This is a genomic window from Streptomyces sp. NPDC002265 (assembly GCF_040296125.1).
Taxonomy (GTDB): Bacteria; Actinomycetota; Actinomycetes; order Streptomycetales; family Streptomycetaceae; genus Streptomyces.
The window spans coordinates 17,708-32,691 of record NZ_JBEOWS010000066.1 but is presented as its reverse complement, the minus strand read 5'-3'; the positions used below and the strand labels follow the sequence as shown (position 1 = coordinate 32,691).

The 14,984-nt window shown below is 68.5% G+C and carries 13 protein-coding genes; 3 read left to right on the top strand and 10 right to left on the bottom strand.

The genetic code is table 11. From position 1 onward, the window contains the following. Positions 1 to 38 precede the first annotated feature (38 nt). The 7 genes from rbsD to ABT085_RS14720 form a co-directional block, all read right to left on the bottom strand. A complete protein-coding gene (gene rbsD / locus ABT085_RS14750; protein WP_351606473.1) occupies positions 39 to 428 on the bottom strand; it encodes a D-ribose pyranase in 390 nt (129 codons plus the stop codon). Next, the gene (locus ABT085_RS14745; protein ID WP_351606470.1) at positions 425 to 1,327 is read right to left on the bottom strand and encodes a ribokinase; all 903 of its coding nucleotides are present in this window, start codon (positions 1,325 to 1,327) and stop codon (positions 425 to 427) included. The genes rbsD and ABT085_RS14745 overlap by 4 nt, the downstream gene beginning before the upstream one ends. Positions 1,328 to 1,407: 80 nt before the next feature. Then, positions 1,408 to 3,354 (bottom strand): ABC transporter permease/substrate-binding protein, encoded by a 1,947-nt coding sequence (locus tag ABT085_RS14740; RefSeq protein WP_351606468.1) that lies wholly within the window; start codon positions 3,352 to 3,354, stop codon positions 1,408 to 1,410. Beyond that, positions 3,344 to 4,864, bottom strand: a complete 1,521-nt coding sequence (locus ABT085_RS14735) for a sugar ABC transporter ATP-binding protein (protein WP_351606465.1) — start codon at positions 4,862 to 4,864, stop codon at positions 3,344 to 3,346. The genes ABT085_RS14740 and ABT085_RS14735 overlap by 11 nt, the downstream gene beginning before the upstream one ends. After that, complete coding sequence (locus tag ABT085_RS14730; RefSeq protein WP_351606462.1) at positions 4,861 to 5,877, bottom strand: LacI family DNA-binding transcriptional regulator; 1,017 nt, start codon at positions 5,875 to 5,877, stop codon at positions 4,861 to 4,863. The genes ABT085_RS14735 and ABT085_RS14730 overlap by 4 nt, the downstream gene beginning before the upstream one ends. Before the next feature lie 835 nt (positions 5,878 to 6,712). Further along, a complete protein-coding gene (locus ABT085_RS14725; protein ID WP_351606461.1) occupies positions 6,713 to 7,426 on the bottom strand; it encodes a uridine kinase family protein in 714 nt (237 codons plus the stop codon). 374 nt (positions 7,427 to 7,800) lie between these two features. Continuing rightward, the gene (locus tag ABT085_RS14720) at positions 7,801 to 8,598 is read right to left on the bottom strand and encodes a hypothetical protein (protein WP_351606459.1); all 798 of its coding nucleotides are present in this window, start codon (positions 8,596 to 8,598) and stop codon (positions 7,801 to 7,803) included. Between the two features lie 534 nt (positions 8,599 to 9,132). Here ABT085_RS14720 and ABT085_RS14710 point away from each other — a divergent pair. Next, positions 9,133 to 9,597, top strand: coding sequence for a GNAT family N-acetyltransferase (locus ABT085_RS14710; protein ID WP_351606456.1), 465 nt, complete (start codon positions 9,133 to 9,135; stop codon positions 9,595 to 9,597). A 569-nt stretch (positions 9,598 to 10,166) separates the two neighbouring features. Continuing rightward, the gene (locus ABT085_RS14705; RefSeq protein WP_351606454.1) at positions 10,167 to 10,835 is read left to right on the top strand and encodes a class I SAM-dependent methyltransferase; all 669 of its coding nucleotides are present in this window, start codon (positions 10,167 to 10,169) and stop codon (positions 10,833 to 10,835) included. 1,001 nt (positions 10,836 to 11,836) lie between these two features. Here ABT085_RS14705 and ABT085_RS14700 read toward each other — a convergent pair. Next, a complete protein-coding gene (locus tag ABT085_RS14700) occupies positions 11,837 to 12,349 on the bottom strand; it encodes a DinB family protein (RefSeq protein WP_502982729.1) in 513 nt (170 codons plus the stop codon). Between the two features lie 537 nt (positions 12,350 to 12,886). On the opposite strand from ABT085_RS14700, the gene ABT085_RS14695 reads away from it, so the two are divergent. Further along, positions 12,887 to 13,678, top strand: coding sequence for a class I SAM-dependent methyltransferase (locus ABT085_RS14695; RefSeq protein WP_351606448.1), 792 nt, complete (start codon positions 12,887 to 12,889; stop codon positions 13,676 to 13,678). Between the two features lie 324 nt (positions 13,679 to 14,002). Here the strand turns inward: ABT085_RS14695 and ABT085_RS14690 are convergent, their stop codons facing one another. Next, the gene (locus ABT085_RS14690; protein WP_502982728.1) at positions 14,003 to 14,719 is read right to left on the bottom strand and encodes an L-histidine N(alpha)-methyltransferase; all 717 of its coding nucleotides are present in this window, start codon (positions 14,717 to 14,719) and stop codon (positions 14,003 to 14,005) included. Next, a complete protein-coding gene (locus ABT085_RS14685) occupies positions 14,632 to 14,916 on the bottom strand; it encodes an L-histidine N(alpha)-methyltransferase (RefSeq protein ID WP_351606439.1) in 285 nt (94 codons plus the stop codon). The genes ABT085_RS14690 and ABT085_RS14685 overlap by 88 nt, the downstream gene beginning before the upstream one ends. Between the last annotated feature and the right edge of the window lie 68 nt (positions 14,917 to 14,984).

Genomic DNA, 14,984 nt, shown 5'->3' with positions numbered 1-14,984 from the left:
TCACAGTCACTCCGACCAGTGACGTGCGCAGGATGGTGTCAGAAGAAGACCCCACATCGCAGCAGGACGTTGGCGTACGGGCGGGCCTCGCCCGTGCGGACGATCAGCTGCGCCTGTGCCGATAGTTCCTTCAGGCGTTCGTGCGGGACGAGTGCCAGGTCGGGGAAGTGTCCGTCGAGCAGTGTGGCCGCCGCGGGATTGGCGGTCCGGATCTCCTCGGCCGCCGTCGCTCCCTCGATGACGAGCTCGGACAGCAGGCCCTCCAGCACGTCGGCGAAGGACGGGATTCCGGCCCGGAACGCCAGGTCCACCACGCGTGGGCCCTTGGGTATCGGCATGCCCGCATCGCACACCAGCACCTGATGGGTGTGGCCCAGCGCGGCCAGTTCGCCTGCGAGATGGCGGTTGAGGATTCCTGTCTTCTTCACAGCGTGTCGACCTCCTCGGCGGTGGGGTACGAGTCCTGGGCTCCACGGCGGGTGACGGCCAGTGCGCCGACGCGGGCCGCATAGGCGGCGGCTGCCTCCAGCGTCGCTCCGGCGCCGAGGCCGTAGCCCAGCGCCGCGGTGAAAGCGTCGCCGGCCCCGGTGGTGTCCACCGCGTCGACGCTGACCGCGGCAATGCGGGTGGTGGCGTCGCGGGTCGCCACCAGGGCTCCCTCTCCGCCCAGGGTGACGACGACCGAACGCGGGCCGCGCTCGAGAAGCGCCTTCGCCCACTGCTCGGGGGTGTCGCCTGCGGCACCGTCGCCGAGAATGACTCCGGCCTCGTGTTCGTTGACGATCAGTGGATCGGCTGCCGCGAGGACTTCGTCGGGCAGGGGCACCGGGGGCGAGGGATTGAGCACGAAACGGGTTCCGGGTGCCAGCTGGCGCACCACCTCCACCACCGTCTCCAGCGGGATCTCCAGCTGGGCGGAGACCACCTTGGAGGCGCCGAGCAGAGCGGCCGCGGCCCTGACGTCCTCGGGTGTGAGGTGTGCGTTGGCTCCCGGCGAGACCACGATGCTGTTGTCGCCGGACGGGTCCACGGTGATCAGCGCGACGCCGGTCGGGGCTTTGCCCACCAGCACCTGCGCCGTGTCGACGCCTGCGGCACGCTGGGAGTCCAGCAGCAGACGACCGTGCGCGTCGTCACCGACGCGGGCCAGCAAGGCAGTGCGGGCGCCCAGGCGAGCGGCGGCAACCGCCTGGTTGGCGCCTTTGCCGCCAGGGTGGACGGCCAGGTCGGAGCCGAGCACCGTCTCTCCGGCGGCCGGCCGGCGCTCGACGTCGATCACGAGGTCGGCGTTGGCGGATCCCACGACCGTGAGGTCGAAGTCGTACATGAGGAAGACCTTCTCGCTAGGAGGCCGGGGCGGATGCCACCGTGTCAGTGCGGTGGCACCCGCCCCGGCCAAGCGCCGTGTCAGCCGTGGAAGCCGGCGACGTTCTGCTGGGTGACGACCTTGACCGGCACCTTCACCGCATCCTGGACCTTCTGGTCCTGCACGGCCTTGAGCGCGTTGTCGACGGCGATCCGGCCGAGCTGGCTGGGCTGCTGGGCGACGGAGGCGTAGAGCGTGCCGTTCTTGACCGCGTTCAGACCGTCCGGGGTCCCGTCGAAGCCCAGGACCTGGACCGATGTGCCGGCCTTGGAACCGAGTGCCTTGATGGCGCCGAGGGCCATCTCGTCGTTGGCGGCGATCACACCCTGGACGTCGGGGTGAGCCTGGAGCAGGTTGGACATCACGTCCAGGCCCTTGGTGCGGTCGAAGTCGGCCGGCTGCTGGGCGACGACCTGGATGCCCGGGTAGGCTTTCAGGCCCTTGGCGAAGCCGGCCGCACGCTCGCGAGCGGCGGAGGTGCCGGCCTGGCCCTGGAGGATCACGATCTTGCCCTTGCCGCCGAGCTTCTCGGCGAGCGCCTTGGCGGACAGCTCGCCGCCCGCGACGTTGTCAGAGGCCACGAGTGTGGCCACGGACGCCTTGTTGACGCCCCGGTCGACGGCGACGACGGGGATGTTCGCCTTGCCGGCGGCCTTCACGGAGTTGCTCGCGGCGTCGGAGTCCACCGGGTTGACGATGATCGCGCTGAAGCCCGAGCTGGTGAAGTTCTGCAGCTGGTTGGCCTGCTGGGAGGCGTCGTTCTGGGCGTCGGTGACCGTCAGGTCCACGCCGAGCTTCTTCGCCTCGGCCTGCGCGCCCGAGCGGATCTGCACGAAGAAGGGGTTGTTGAGGGTGGACAGCGACAGGCCGACCTTCGGGGTGCTGCCGGAGGAACCGCTGTGCAGGAAGCTGGTGGCGCCCACCAGCGCGACGGTGACCGCAGCAGCCAGCGCGTATGTGCCCGCCTGACGGCCCTTGCCACCGCCCGTGCCGGCGGCGACGGGGGTCGCACCGGCCTTGCGGCGCACCGTGTCCAGGAGCACCGCGAGCGCGATGACGACGCCGATGACGACCTGCTGCCAGAAGGCGGACACCGACAGGAGGTTGAGGCCGTTGCGCAGCACGGCGAGGATCAGCGCGCCGATCAGGGTGCCGGACGCCTTGCCGGTGCCGCCCGCGAGTGAGGCGCCGCCGATGACGACCGCGGCGATCGCGTCGAGTTCGTAGCCGTTGGCGGCCTGCGGCTGGGCGGAGGACAGCCGGGAGGCCAGCACGATGCCCGCAGCCGCCGCGAAGAGTCCGGACAGTGCGTAGATGGCGAGCTTCTGCTTGTTCACCCGCAGGCCCGACAGGCGCGCGGCCTCCTCGTTGCCGCCGATGGCGTACATCGAGCGGCCGATGTAGGTGCGGCCGAGGATGAAGGCGGCTATCAGTCCCATCACGACCATGACCAGCACCGGCACCGGAAGCCAGTTGCCGAGGGTGTCGCCGAGGTGGGAGACGGAGGACGGGAAGGGGATGGGCACACCGCCGGAGATCACCAGTGACAGGCCGCGGGCCACGGACAGCATGGCGAGTGTCGCGATGAACGGGGGCAACTTGCCGTAGGCGATGAGGAAGCCGTTGACCAGGCCGGCCGCGATGCCGGTGGCGATGGAGAGCAGGAGGGCCAGGACGACGGGTACGCCGTGCGAGGTGGCACTCCAGGCGAGCACGGTCGACGACAGGGCTGCCACCGAGCCGACCGAGAGGTCGATGCCGGCCGCGACGATCACGAAGGTGACACCGAAGGCGAGGATCGCCGTCACGGCCGCCTGGACACCTACGTTGAGCAGGTTGTCCGTGGTCAGGAAGTCGCCGGACAGTGCCGACAGGACGATGACGAGGACGATGAGCGCGGTGAGCGCGCCGTTGTCGAGCAGGACGCGGCGCAGGCCGCTCGTGGCGCCGGAAGCGCCCGCCTCGCGCTTGAGCGTTTCAGTGGCCACGACGGGCCTCCGTTTCGATTGTGGGGTTGCTGACGGCGAGCGCCATCACGGCGTCCTGGGTGGCCTCGTCGGCCGCGAGTTCGCCCGCGATCCGGCCCTGGGCCATGACCAGCACCCGGTCGCTCATGCCGAGCACCTCGGGCAGGTCGCTGGAGATCATCAGGACGGCCGCGCCCGCGGCGGTCAGTTCGTTGATGAGCTGGTAGATCTCGACCTTCGCGCCGACGTCGATACCGCGCGTCGGCTCGTCGAGGATCAGTACCTTGGTGTCGGCGAGCAGCCACTTGCCGATGACGACCTTCTGCTGGTTGCCACCCGACAACGTCCGTACGTGCTGGCCGAGTCCGGCCATCCGTACGCCCAGCTGCCCTGCGATCCGCGCGGCCGCCTCGTGCTGGCTCCTGCGGTCGACGAGGCCCGCGCGCGTGGCGGCACGCATGGTCACCAGGCCGAGGTTCTCCTCCACCGACGCGTCCAGCACCAGCCCCTGGCCCTTGCGGTCCTCGGGCACGAGCCCGATCCCGGCCGCCATGGCCGCACTGACGTCGTGCCGGCGCAGCACGCTGCCGGAGACCTTCACGCTCCCCTGGTCGTAGGGATCGGCCCCGAACACGGCGCGTACCACCTCGGTACGGCCCGCGCCGACCAGGCCCGCGATGCCGACGACCTCTCCGGCGTGCACCTCGAATCCGATGTCGTGGAAGACACCGTCACGTGCCAGCCCCTCCACCGAGAGCAGGGCAGGACCCGCGGCCACACGCTCACGCGGGTACTGCTGCTCGATGGAGCGGCCCACCATCAGCCGTACGAGTTCTTCCTCGGGCGTGCTCCCCGGAACCTGCCCGACGCTCTTGCCGTCACGGATCACCGTCACGCGGTCGCCCAACGCGGCGATCTCGTCCAGGTGATGAGTGATGAAGACGATGCCCACGCCGTCCTCGCGCAGGCTGCGCACGATCGCGAAGAGCTTCTCGACCTCCTCGGAGGTCAGGACAGCGGTCGGCTCGTCCATGATGAGCACCCGCGCGTTCAGGCTGAGAGCCTTGGCGATCTCCACCATCTGCAGCCGGGCGATGCCCAGTTCGCGCACCCGGGCGCGGGGCGAGACCTGCACTCCCACGCGCTCCAGAAGCGTGGCGGCCGCGGCCTCCATGGCCTTGCGGTCGACCATCCCGAAACGGCGCGGCTGACGGCCCAGGAAAATGTTCTCCGCGACCGTCAGGTCGGGTACGAGGTTGAACTCCTGGTAGATCGTCGCGATTCCGAGACGCTCGGCGTCCTGCGCGCCGTGGATACGTACCTCTTCGCCGTCGACCAGAATCCGGCCGGCATCAGGTGTGTTCGCACCCGAAAGCATCTTGATGAGCGTGCTCTTGCCGGCACCGTTCTCGCCGAGCAGCACGTGCACCTCGCCCCGGCGCAGGTCGAAGTCGACGCCGTCGAGCGCGACCACCCCGGGGAAGGACTTCCGTATGCCCTCGATGCGCAGCAACTCTTCCCGGTCGCTCACGGCTGGCTCCTGTTCGTTGCGGGGGACTCGCCACACGAGCGGCGTACGACGAGACGGGCGGGCAGAGTGACGGACTCAGGGGTCCGTCCCTCGATGCGGTCGATCAGCGCCCGCACCGCGGCGCGCCCCAGCTCGCCCGTGGGCTGGGCAATGGCGGTGATCGGCGGATCGGTGTGCACGAACCACGGGATGTCGTCGAACGCGGCGAGCGCGATGTCGTGCGGAACACGCAGACCGCGGGCCCGGATGGCGTCCAGCGCGCCGAGCGCCATCAGATTGTCGGCGGCGAAGACGACCTCCGGCGGTTCGGGCAGATCGAGGAAGCCCTCGGTCGCCCGCCGTCCGCTCTCGGCCTGGAAGTCGCCCTGCCCGATGTAGGCGTCGGGCAGGGGAAGGTCGTAGGCGGCGAGCGCATCACGGAAGGCGCCGATCCGCTCGCGGCCCGTCGTGGTCGCGGCAGGCCCCGCGATGATTGCGAGCCTGCGATGCCCGAGCCCGTACAGATGCGCGACCAGGGCTTCGATGGCGGCCTGCCCGTCGGAACGCACCACCGGCACGTCGACACCCGGGATCCACCGGTCCACGAAGACCATCGGTGTGCCCGCCCGCGCCACCTCCAGCATCAGCGGGGAGCAGCCGTCGGTGGGCGAGACAAGCAGGCCGTCGATGCGCCGGTCCAGCAGGGTCCGCACGTGATGGTCCTGCAGGCCGGGCCGCTCGTCGGCGTTGCCGATGATCACGCTGTAGCCGAGCGCACGGGCTTCTTCCTCGACGAAGCGGGCCAGCTCGGTGAAGTAGGGGTTCAGCACGTCGCTGATGACCAGGCCCAGGGTGCGGGTCCGGTCGGTGCGCAGGGACCGCGCGACGGCGTTCGGGCGGTAGCCCAGCTCCCCGACGGCGGCCAGCACACGCTCGCGTGCCGTCGGGCTGACCGACGGATGGTCGTTCAGGACCCGGGAGACCGTCGCCACGGACACTCCCGCCGCAACAGCCACATCCTTGATGCTCGCCATCGCCGCTCCACCTCCTCGTGGATATCTGTAATCGATTACACCGACTACGCAGGAAAGATTGGAAACGATTTCATTCACATGAAGCAAGACCCGACCGAGGTGAGCTGCATCACCAGCGCCGTACGGTTCCAGGCCGGACCGGCAGCCCACCGGCGGCCCCGCCGCAAGCGCCACGGGTCACCGATCACCGATCACCGAGAGCCGACCGGCCTCCGACCGGTCCCTCACCGCCGACGCGACGCCAGGCGCACTGCCGGACACATCCATGTCCCTGATGACCCGGTTCATCAGGATCTGCGCTTTGGAACATGAGGATGCCCGCCGTCATTCCCGAAACTCGCCGACGGTGCTGATGGCCACTCCCCCGCCACCGGCTCAAGAACCACAGCACACCAATGCGGCGCCCATGGCACAAACGGCCCGCCCCCGCCCAGAAACCACGGATGCACCGACAACCGGCTGCGTCCCTGGGGGGACACCGGCGAGGCGTGACCTGGCCACCATGGACCCGATCATCGAAGCGCGACCGGCTCCGAGAGGTGTCGGGCTCAGCGGCGGGAGAAGGGAAACCTTCTCCTACGCCGGAAAACTTCCGCAGGCACGGGCAAAAAGCGCCTGCCGACCTGGACCCAGGGCGCAATGCCGGAACGTACGGCGGCCCGTCCCCTGATCCAGGGGACGGGTCGGCAGCCGTGCGAAGTACGGGTCAGCCGAAGCGACGACCCTTGTCGAAGCAGGCGTTCGTACACTGGGCCGGCACCTTGACCGGACCACGCAGCACGCCTGGCGATCAGCAACAGGGAAAAGCTGCCGAGCCCCACATCCATCCTGTGGATCAGCGGGCGGCCGCAAGATGCGGGCCGACCAGGTTGTCGACCGCGGTCAACAGGTCCGCCGTCGGCATCATCCCATCGAGTACGAGATCCGCCCGGGCCCGGGAGGGGGCGACGAAGTCCGTATGACGTTCGCGGCCGCTGTTCAGGTAGTTGCGCAGAGAGATCGCCGGGTCCTGGCGCTGAATCTCGATCTTGCGCAACAGCTTCCTGGCCAGGCGCACGTCATCGGGCGCGTCGACGTAGATCCTCCAGGTGGCCTGATCAGCGATTTTGGCAAGAGTGAGGGCGAACAGACCCTCGACCACGACCAGGCGGTAGCGGCCGCTGGCAGCCGCTGCGTCGACCGCGGCAGCCGCTGCGTCCTCGTCGATGGAACCGGGATGGTTCCAGTCCAGCGTTTCGGCACCCGTGGCGCTCAGCGTGCGCATCCCGCGCTGTGGATCGTGCGCGGGCACGTAGAAATCGTCGAGGTGGACCAGGGCCACAGCCCCGGGCCGGTGGAGCACGAACGCTTCCGCGAGGGTCGACTTGCCCGAGGCGGTGCCGCCTGCGACTGCCAGCACGGGCACGCGACGACCGGCGCTCAGGGCGTTCGTGATCCGCACCGGCCTGTCTTGTCCCGGGAAAAAGCTGCCGCTGACTTCCCGGCTGAGGCACGTGCCAGCTGCGCAGGAGTCATGCTCAGCGGTCATGGTGGTGTCGAGCGTGGTCATGGCCGCTGCCCTCCAATGCAGTGAGGTGCGTCCGGCACACAAACGTCCGTCCGGTCGCAGAGCAACGTGCTCGATCGGCACCGAGGAGCCGCAAGCCGCCGCAGCCACCGAAGCGGCCACGGGATATCCGTCGCAGGGGGATACAAGAGCGGCCCCGCACCGGGGTGCAGGGCCACAGTGGAGAGGAGGCTATGTTGCGAAACCGCCGATGCGGAACCCGGCTCTTGTTACGACTCCAACACGATCGCCAACCGTCTCCCGTGGTCACGGCTTCCCACCACTCACCAGGGACTGAGCGGCGAGTTACGCAGGCGGCGCGAACGGCCGGTACTGCCCTGCGTACGGCCCGTCACCGTCCCCGATCGTGCGGCATCTCATGCAGAGTCCGGGTCCTTGGCGGTGATGCGGGTCAGCAGCATGCGGGCATCCCGGATGCGAGGGTGGTCCGGATGGAGGAACTGCTCGCAGGCGGCCAGTGCCGAGCGGGCGGCGGCTTCCGCCTCGCCGCGACGGCCCAGGCCGTGCAGGGCGGTTGCCGTGGCAAGGTCTGCAGCTCCACTACCGGCGCGGCCCAGCGGTGCAAGCCGGCGGACCTCAGCCAGCGCCTCCTCGTACCGGCCCTGCCCATTCAGGCTGTCCACCAGGACACGTTGCAAGACCGCAGCCGTGGGCTCGTCCGCTCGCGGCAGGTTCCCGCGGGCGATGGCTTCCGCCTCTTCGTGGCGGCCCTGTCCGTTCACGGCGCCAGCCAGGTAGGCCAATGTCTCCAGTTCGCTCTGCCACACCTCGGTGAAATACGCGAGACGGGTGATGGCGCGCAGGATGTCCAGCGCCTCGGCCTCAGCCTCTGCACACCGGTCCTGCTGGACGAGGACCAGGACACGGTCCGACTGGACCTCGAGCAGTTTCCCCCGCAGGTACAGCCCGCCGTCCATGTGCGCCGCCGCCTCGATCATGGCTTCCAGCTCGGGCAGCACCTGCGCACCCCGCCCGTGTGCGATGGCTGCCGCGCAGGCCCAGAACGTCGCCAGCCACGGCACGAGCCACGGGTCACCGCCCCGCACGCGCGGCGCGGCCGCAAGAGCCCTCGCCTCGGCCTCGGCTTCCACGAACTCGCCTGCCGCGTACAGATCCGCGACCCGGTCCAGGACCGCCCACTGCGATGGGGCCACCTGCACCCCGTCACGCCTGTCCCGCGCACGGTCCCACCACGAACGTATCGATCTCACAAACCGCGAGGCTACGACAGCCCAAATCCCCGCCACCGCCGAGGGCCCTGCACCGACCCCCACCCCCACCTGCAACTTTCAGCAGCACCCGGCACACGCGTCGATGAAACCGCCCAACCTTCAGTCACACGGGACACGGAGCCTGAGGAACATCCTTGTCAGATCGTGCGCCATGCGTTCGTCGGCCCTGGTGGGCGGCTGACGGGGCAGCGAGGTCCACGCGCCCGCGCCCGCGGGCCGGTGTTCGTCACCCAGCGCCGTCCCGGCCAGGGAAAGATCGTCAGCTCGCGCGACGTGTACCCGGACACCGGCCCGGCGCGACTCTCGCACCGGGCAACACGCGCCGCTGACGCACAGCCCCGCGAGGACCCCGAAGGGGCCCCGCCGCGACGACTGGACCAAGAAGCACCGGCCTCTCGGTTGAGCATGGCCAGCACGTTCCGAAAATCACTTGCAGTACCTCCCTAGAGTGCGGACATGCCGATTTCGCTGCACCTGCAAGAGATCACCCCTGACAACTTCGAGAGCGCTATCAACCTGAGAGTCCGCCCCGACCAGCAACACCTAGTGGCACCCGTGGTGAAGTCGCTCGCCGAGGCATACGTCCACCCCGGAGTCGCATGGCCTCGGCTCATCTGCGACGACGACGAGGTCGTCGGGTTCCTTATGGCCTTCTTCGACATCGACTGGACCGGCAAGGGCACCGACTTCCGCTCAGGACTCTGGCGGCTCAACATCGCAGATGGAAAGCAGGGCCGAGGCTACGGACGCTTCGCAGTGCAGTCCGTGGCCAGCGAGATCCGGCGCCGAGGAGGCATGCGCCTGACGACCACCTGGCATCCCGGAGCGGACGGCCCAACAGGCTTCTATCGGGCACTCGGCTTCCGCCCAACCGGAGAGACCAGCGGAGATCAAACGGTGGGCGTGCTGGAACTGAGCTGAACCCGCGATTCTGCCGCACCGGCACATCACGCACGACGGGGCTTCCTGGCATGGGGAATCCCGTTGATAGCTCCACCAGCAGCTAAGCAGGGGGTGCCCGCGGCCGCGGCCTCGCGGGTGCAGTCCGCCCGGGCGCAGAACCCGGCGGCCGGACCGCACAGTGCGGTTTCGCCACCTGTGCCCAGTGCGCCGCGGCGAAGGTCGCGCGCGCCGAAGGAAAGTGATCGCCGCCCCGGCTGCCGGAACGGGGGCCTCTTACTGTCGTTGGTGGCGTGCTGGTCGCACAGGGGCCGGAGCCCGCCGGGCAGGTCGGGGAGTTGGAAGGAGTTCCGGCCGAGGACGTTGGGTACCGGGCGGCCACGACCGGGCGGCACCGGCTTCGAGTCGTGGCCGAAGCGGGACCGGCTGCTGACGGACTTCGACCCGAGTATGGCGGGGACTTGATCGCAGCCGTTCCGGCTTCACTGGCACGACGGCGAACGGGTCCCTCCCTCCTACCGCTGCCGAACCCACCACCGCTCTGCACACCCACGCTCTGGTTGTCAGTACCCTCCCCTAAAGTCTCCCGCGTGACCGAGCCCTCCTACCTTGCCGCGGTCCGGGAGTCGTACGACACCGTCGCCGCCGACTACGCGCAACTCGTCAAGAAACCGGCGGAGTTGGATCCGCTGTCACGCGCGATGCTGGCCGCGTTCGCCGAAGTCGTACGGGCGGCTGACCGCGGGCCGGTCGCAGACCTGGGATGCGGACCCGGCAAAGTCACGGCGCATCTGGCAGACCTGGGTGTGCGCCCCTTCGGCATAGACCTGTCCCCGAAGATGATCGAACTGGCCCGGCGGGCCTACCCGAGCCTGAGTTTCTCAGTCGGGTCGATGACCGCGCTGGCAATCCAGGACAACGAGCTCGGCGGCATCCTGGCCTACTACTCCACCCACCACACGCCGCCGCAGCTGTTGCCCGTGGTGTTCGCCGAATTCCATCGCACGCTCGCACCCGGCGGCCATCTGATGTTGGCCGGCTACGTGGGCGACAACGTGCATCTGCGTCCGACGCAGGCATACGGCGGCCATCCGGTGTCCTTCGAGTCCCACCTGCAACCGCCGGACCGGATCACCGCGCTGCTGGACCACGCCGGACTCGTCGTCACCTCGCAACTGCTGCAAGAGCCCGGCGAAGGCATGAAGAGGACGATCGCCACCTTCCTGGCCCGCAAACCCGAACCGCCCCTGCCGTCATAACCAACGGTCCGTCTCGACGAACAAAGTCCACGCGTCTCACTCCATCCACTCCACACACGTCAGCGGCATGGGGCATGCGGCATGCGGCAACCACCATCGTCGAGACGGGACACCCGGCCCTCACAACCGGCCGGCTTGACGGCGTAAGAACGCGAGGTGTGCCTCAAGAGGCTCAAGGGCATCGGCGTTCACCAGGCCATGCTCGGCCTCGCCCGGCTCCACAACCTGGCCCTCACCGGATGAGCTGGCTTGGGCTCACCGTGAACACGTCCCGTCCGTCCGGCGTTGCCACTCCGTCAGGCGAGAGGGAGACCGTCACAAGCTCGTCGACGGAGGTCTGGTCGGCTTCGGCAAGGACCAGGCACGCCACCGCAGTCTCCACCGGGTAGACAGCCTCGGAAGTCAGCTCAGCGAACCGCGCGAAGACCGCGCCTTGTCGATCAAGGACCAGCGGTGACCAGCAGCGTCAACGAACTGAACCTCGACAATGCCGGGAAACGGCTCGTCCCTCACCCATCGAACCGCTTCGCACCGCAGCTCAGGCACTCTCTCCCCTTCCGAATTCGATACGAGCCCCAGTATGCCTCTGCGGCAACACCCTTTACGGGACAGCCTTTCGTAGGCCACGGTCCTACCGGGTCTGCCGGCAGCGGCCGCATTCACACCCAGGCGCAGTTCTCGTCGGTGACTGCCTTCAGGGCCGCATCCGAGACGGATACCAGGGAGCCTGAGAGGGACATCGGACAGGAGAACACCGGTCGGTACGAGCACCGCCCGGCTTCGCCGGGATCAGCCCTGCCGACGCTCCGCGCCATAGCCCGAAGAGCTGCAGTGTCCGGCTCCGCCGGACCTGAATCCGCGACGCTCTGCGTCGCGACCATGGGATTCGCTTCACCACCGGCCTGAAGCCCGTTGCACTGCGCATGAGTTCCAGCTGGCCAGTACGGTTGCGATCCGCCGCATGCTGTGCACGGGCATGCTTCCTGGGGTGCATCGCTCGGCTATTCGCCAGTGACGCCATCGATGGCCTCGCGCAGGAGATCCGCATGGCCGACGTGGCGGGCGTACTCCTCGATCACGTGCTCAAGGATGAACCGCACATCGGTGTCACCGAATTCCGGGTTCGGCACGATGCGCGCGAGGTCGACGGTCACCCTCGCGAATACCTGCCGCGACTCCTCGCATGCCTTGAGGTAGTCCTCGTAGACGTCCCTGGCCGACGTAGCGTCCGACTCGTCGTACCACTCGCCACCGTCAGCGGTGACGTAGGTCAGATAGGGAAAGAAGCGAGGCGTCGTGTCGGCCAACGTCCGCTGGAACCAGGCACGTTCAACGCCCTGCAGATGGCGCATGAGCCCCAGCAGGGTCAACGCCGACGACCGCACAGGACGTAGCCGCAGTTGTTCATCCGAGAGTCCCTCGCACTTCCACAAGAAGGTCGCTCGGTGGTAATCGAGATTCGAGGCGACCACCTCCAGCCACGAGCCCGATACTGCGCGCTCAGGCCGGACGATCTTCTGGATCACAATGTCGCTCACGCAGGCGTCTCCTCACCCGTCATCAAGCCCGGTCGAGTTCGTACGTGCCCACGATCCGAGGACTGGGCGGCGCCTCTACCGACGCCTCACAAGCACGTCCGCTCAAGAAGACCGCTCTGCGCAGAGGAACTCATCGCTCGATGCCGCCTCGGGAGTGACTCTCCACGGCTGCAAGTGACCAGGTATCGCTGCGAGTCACAGGTGACCTGAACGAAGGAGAAATGGCGGTTCCTCACCAAAGTCAGCGGCCTCCCATGGCCTCTGGGCAGTGACTTCGACGAGAGTCCGCAGATCGCCGAGAATCGCCGCCACGAACGACGCCGGCGGGTCGTGGCGCTGTGGAAGGGCGCAACCCCGGCAGCCAGCACTTACACACCCGCTGCGCCCCTCGAGTCCGTGGACACCTCGACGCCCGCCAAATTTTGTTGAGCCCGTACCCTGCCATCGTGTTGGCTGGCGACACCGAACCGTCAATACCGCAGGTGTCCACTCGGCTGTAGCAGGGAGTCAAACGTGCAGGACATTGTCGTCGACCCCGTCGCCCACAATCGGGCAGCCTGGGACAAGTATGTCCAAGACGGCAACGAGTGGTCGAGGCCGGTCAGTACTGAGAGGGTCGAGCGCGCCCGCAGGGGCGACTGGTCGATCGTTCTCATCGGGTATGAGCCGGTCGACCGCTCCTGGCTGCCGACGGACCTGACCGACAAGGACGTGTTGTGCCTGGCCTCCGGCGGCGGCCAGCAGGGTCCGATCCTCGCCGCCGCAGGAGCGCGGGTCACCGTATTCGACAACTCACCCCGCCAGCTCGGCCAGGACCAGATGGTGGCGGCCCGCGACGGACTCGAGCTGCGCACCGTCCTGGGCGACATGCGCGACCTCAGCACCTTCGGCGACGCAGCATTCGACGTCGTATTCCATCCGGTCTCCAATCTGTTCGTACCAGACCTGGCACCGGTGTGGCGCGAGTGCTTCCGCGTCCTGCGACCCGGCGGAACCCTGCTCGCGGGCTTCCTCAACCCTGATGTGTACTTGTTCGACCACGAGGCGCTCGACGAGCGCGGCGAGCTGACCGTCGTGCACCAGCTGCCCTACAGCGATCTCGCGCATTACTCCGCCGAAGAACGCGCCACGAAATTCGGCGCGGACGCCGCCCTCGAATACAGCCACACCCTCACCGCCCAGATCGGCGGCCAACTCGCCGCCGGATTCGCCCTCACCGGCTTCACGGAAGCACCGCACCAATCCAACGCATCCGCCTCGTACATGTCGCACTATTTCGCAACACTGGCCGTCAAACCGGGCTGACCCAGCCGTGAGAGGTCGCTCTCTTTCCGAACCTCGTGTGCGGATTTCGCTGGTCGGACATGGGATTGCGGCCGTCGCGGAAACCTCGACTCGTTGCTGAACGGGTTGCCGCGGGGATGGCGGATGCCGTCGATGCGGGCGGTGCTGGAAGCGCGGTGGAAGGCCGCGGCGGTGCGGGTGGAGGAACTCGAAGCCGAACTTGAGCGGGTTCGGGCGGACTTGGCGAACGCTGAAGAGCCATGGGTGCGCCCGGTGGCGGAGAAGGCCGTACGACTTCAACGCCGTGGCCGCCGGCACCGGTCGCGACGCCGCGGCTGCGGTACGTCAGCCACGGCGTCGGGCGAGCAGGAGCATGTACCGGCTGCTGGTGTCGGGCAGGAGGCGTACGGTCTCGAAGCCGCGTGCGGACAGCTCGACGTCGAGCTGTCCGGCGGTGAAACGCACAGCGACAGCCGCGCGCAGGACCTCGCCGCGGCGAAAGGCCACTCGGTGCGCGACAGGGCCGCAGGGGACCAGGACGCTCTGGTCGGCGAGCGCCCGCGGGCCGATCTCCACACGCGGCTCGGAAGCGGCCCAGGCGACGTGGTGGGCGTACGCGTCGAGGTCGAAGTCCGTTGCGAAGTCACGGTCGAGGATCCGCAGACAGTGGGGGTGTAACGCTTCCATGAGCCCGGCGGCGTCCAGGTACGCGGAGGCCATCACCTCCGTGTCGCCCAGGAGAGGTACGCCCAGCAGCAAGCTGTCTGTCGGGCGCAGGCTGCCGGCCAGGAGCGCCGGCAGTCCGTGGCGTTGCGCGGGAAGCAGGTTGCCCAGAGTGCTGCCGAGGAACGTGACCAGCAGCGGGCGTCTTCCGGGCTCGCGCAGCGCCGGCGGCCAGGGGCGGGTGAAGTCGGCGGCCACGGGCCGCGCCCTGGTGTCGGAAGAGGCGTTCCGGAGCCGGTCGGTCAGTTGACTCAGCGCGCTGGTGCTGACGTCCACCGGCACGTAGGTGGACGGGCCCTCATGTGCGGCCGGAGCGGCAGCGCCATGTCTCCGGTGCAGGAGCCGAGCTCGATGAGGGTCTCGGCGCCGCCGGCGGGGATCACCTCGGATGCGTGGGTTTGGAGCAGCTGTGTCTCCAGCCGGTTGAGGTAGTACTCCGGCTGTTCGCGGATCCGGTCGGTGCGGGACCCGGCACCGTCGCCGCCAAACTCATCGGCCCAGCGGACGCCGGCCCCGGGACCTCCGCCAAGAAGCACCCGACCACTCGCCCGGATTTCGATGGACCAAGTCAGCCGGTACCCCGTCAGACACGGCCTTGGGAGCC

What these genes read in the sequence shown, in the direction of transcription:
- ABT085_RS14745 (WP_351606470.1), bottom strand. Translation starts at nt 1,327, where the DNA reads ATGTACGACTTCGACCTCACGGTCGTGGGATCCGCCAACGCCGACCTC.
- ABT085_RS14730 (WP_351606462.1), bottom strand. Translation starts at nt 5,877, where the DNA reads ATGGCGAGCATCAAGGATGTGGCTGTTGCGGCGGGAGTGTCCGTGGCG.
- ABT085_RS14725 (WP_351606461.1), bottom strand. Translation starts at nt 7,426, where the DNA reads ATGACCACGCTCGACACCACCATGACCGCTGAGCATGACTCCTGCGCA.
- ABT085_RS14710 (WP_351606456.1), top strand. Translation starts at nt 9,133, where the DNA reads ATGCCGATTTCGCTGCACCTGCAAGAGATCACCCCTGACAACTTCGAG.